The following is a 2834-nucleotide window of genomic DNA, read 5'->3' as shown; positions in this document are numbered from 1 at the left end:
GGTAGGCGTCGAAGTGCCGGCCGAGCAGGTCGGCGAAGTGGTCCCGGTTGAGGCTGAGCTCGTCACTGGCGGTCAGGGCGGCGACCAGGCAGCAGGCTTCTTCGGTGTCGTCGGTCCACGGCCACGGCGGGGTGGGCAGGTGGCCCCGGGACAGGTCCGCGGCGTGCTGGCCGGGGACGAAATACTGGGCGCCGAGCGCGTCGCCGACCGAAAGACCGGCCAGGCTGTCGGTGGCGAGGGCAAGACGTGCGTCGGGAAAGAGTGTGAAGGTCATCGGTACGCGCCATCCTATAGCGCCCGGGTTTCCGGTGACTCTGAGTGATCGACAGCTGCCTCTGGATGACGGATTCGGCGTGGCTTGCCAAGGGCAGTACCTTCTCTGCATGGCCACGGTGTTGCTCGTCGAAGACGATCACGTCGTGCGCGGCGCCATGCTCCGGTCGCTGGCCGATCGGGGGCACGCCGTGCACGCCGTCGGCACGGCCCTGGACGCCCTGCGCCGGGTGGCCGCCGAGACCCCCGATCTGGTGGTGCTCGACCTGGGCCTGCCCGACCTGGACGGCTCGGACGCGCTGCGCATGCTGCGCGGCATCACCGACGTCCCGATCATCATCGCCACCGCCCGCGACGACGAGCAGACCGTGGTGCGGCTGCTGCGCGCCGGGGCCGACGACTACATGGTCAAGCCGTTCACCGGCGCCCACCTCGACGCGCGGATCACCACGGTGCTGCGCCGCGTCGGCCGGGCCAGCCGGACCGCCCAGCCCGCCGTGCACGAGGTCGGCGAGCTGCGGGTGGACGTCGGCGAACGCAGTGCCAGCCTGGCCGACCAGCCACTGGCGCTGACCCGCAAGGAATTCGACCTGCTGGCGTACCTGGCCGCCCGCCCGGGCCGGGTCGTGTCGCGCCGTGAGCTGTTGGAGGAGGTATGGCGACAGCCGTCAGTCGGCGAGGACCAGACGATCGACGTGCATCTGTACTGGCTACGTCGGAAACTGGGCGAATCCGCGGCGAAGCCTCGCTACCTGCGCACCGTGCGGGGGGTCGGATTCCGGTTGGTGGCGCCGGACTGAGGGCGCGGCTGGCCTACGTCAGCGCCGCCACCACCGCCATCGCCGCCCTCGCGTTCCTCGTCCCGCTGGGCTGGGAGCTGCGTGAGGACCACCGTGACCAGGCCATGTCCACGGCCGAGCAGCGCAGCGCGCTGGTCGCCGGCGCCATCGCCGCCGGTGCGAACAAGAAGAACGTCGACGCCGCGGTCAAGAGCGCCGGCGGCGGACTCGTCGTGCACCCGCCGGACACCGTGGGCACCACCCGGGCCGGCGCCGACGACGTCCTGGACGCCGCCAAGGGCACCGAGGCGCTGGTCATCGAGGCCGAGAACGGACTGGTCCGGCTCGAGCCGGTCCGCGCCGGCGACAAGACCTCGGTGGTCGAGGCCTTCGTCAGCGACGAGGAGCTCGGCGCGGGCACGGCCCGGGACTGGTGGATCCTGCTCGGCATCATGCTCGGGCTGGTGCTCGGCTCGGTGATCGTGGTCGACCGGCTGGCCCGCGGCGCGGTGGCCTCGGTGCGCAACCTGGTGCACGCGGCGATGGCCGTCGGCGGCGGTGACCTCGGTGTGCGCATCCAGCCCTCCGGCCCGCGCGAGCTGGCCGAGGCCGGGTACGCGTTCAACCGCATGGCCGACCGCCTGGTCACCTCCCGCACCAGCGAGCGGGAGCTGGTCGCCGACCTGTCGCACCGGCTGCGCACGCCGCTGACCGTGCTGCGCCTGGACGCCGAGGCACTGGACCCCGACGACACCCACATCGGTGAGTTCTCCGCGGCCGAGCTCGACCGCCGGCGCGGGATCCGGCGCATCCGGCAGGCCATCGTCACCCTCGAGGGCGAGGTCGACCAGCTGATCAACACCACCCGGCAGGCCGTCGCCGCCCAGGTCGCAGCGCCCGAGGAGGGGCTCTGCGACGCCAGCGAGGTGGTCCGCGACCGGATGGTCTTCTGGTCCGCGCTGGCCGGCGACCAGGACCGCCAGTACCGGGTGGTCGGCGCGCACCTGCGCATCCCGGTGCCGGTGGCCCGGGCCGAGCTCGCCGCGGCCCTGGACGCCGTGCTCGGCAACGTCTTCCGCTACACCCCGCAGGGCACCGCGTTCGAGGTGGGCATCAGCCGCCGCGACGGCTGGGTCGCGCTGCGGGTCGACGACGCGGGGCCGGGCATCGACGACCCGGAGAAGGCCCTGCGCCGCGGCGAGAGCGAGCAGGGCTCGACCGGCCTGGGCCTGGACATCGCGCGGCGGGCGGCCCAGGCCACCGGCGGCTCGGTGAGCCTGGACCGGGCCGCGATGGGCGGGGCCAGCGTCGTCATGCTGCTGGCCGACGCCGAGGCCGCACCGAAACAGGTGAACCGTTTCGGCCTGGTCGGCCGACTGGCCCGGGAACGGGATCCGGTGAAGCGCAAGTGGCCGCATCAACGCACAGATGACGCGTAGAAAACGGCCGCATCGCACCGTGCCCCGCGAAACAACCCGGACGGTACAACGATTGCTTAGATCTGTATTAAAGGCGTTCCCCTGGCGCTCCCGGGCTGGCACGCTCTACCCCGATCCCATCCGGCCGGCCGGTCCGCAGCCCGACGCACAACCCCACACCACGGATCCGGCAGGCCACCTCGCGGTGGGAGGTGGTCACCCCATAACCCCCTCCCACCGCGCCCCCGCAGTACGAGGAGATGGTTTGTCCACCCACCGACGTCCCGCGCCGCGTGGGGAGGCGCCGTCCTCGCGACGGCGGGCTCCCGCCGACCGCGGACGCCGGCGTGCCACTCCCCGCCCG

General features: G+C 72.8%; 3 protein-coding genes. 2 read left to right on the top strand and 1 reads right to left on the bottom strand.

Going from position 1 to position 2834, the window contains the following annotated elements:
• The coding region (locus AB0C29_RS41790; RefSeq protein ID WP_360832889.1) for an ADP-ribosylglycohydrolase family protein at positions 1-274 on the bottom strand (274 nt) is incomplete at its 3' end.
• 109 nt (positions 275-383) lie between these two features.
• Here AB0C29_RS41790 and AB0C29_RS41785 point away from each other — a divergent pair.
• Both AB0C29_RS41785 and AB0C29_RS41780 read left to right on the top strand, forming a co-directional pair.
• The gene (locus AB0C29_RS41785) at positions 384-1073 is read left to right on the top strand and encodes a response regulator transcription factor (RefSeq protein WP_203766725.1); all 690 of its coding nucleotides are present in this window, start codon (positions 384-386) and stop codon (positions 1071-1073) included.
• Between the two features lie 104 nt (positions 1074-1177).
• The gene (locus AB0C29_RS41780) at positions 1178-2491 is read left to right on the top strand and encodes a HAMP domain-containing sensor histidine kinase (protein ID WP_360557195.1); all 1314 of its coding nucleotides are present in this window, start codon (positions 1178-1180) and stop codon (positions 2489-2491) included.
• Positions 2492-2834 lie beyond the last annotated feature (343 nt).

The sequence above is a fragment of the Actinoplanes sp. NPDC048791 genome, assembly GCF_040650095.1.
Classification (GTDB): Bacteria; Actinomycetota; Actinomycetes; order Mycobacteriales; family Micromonosporaceae; genus Actinoplanes.
This window is presented reverse-complemented; position numbering and strand designations above follow the sequence as displayed.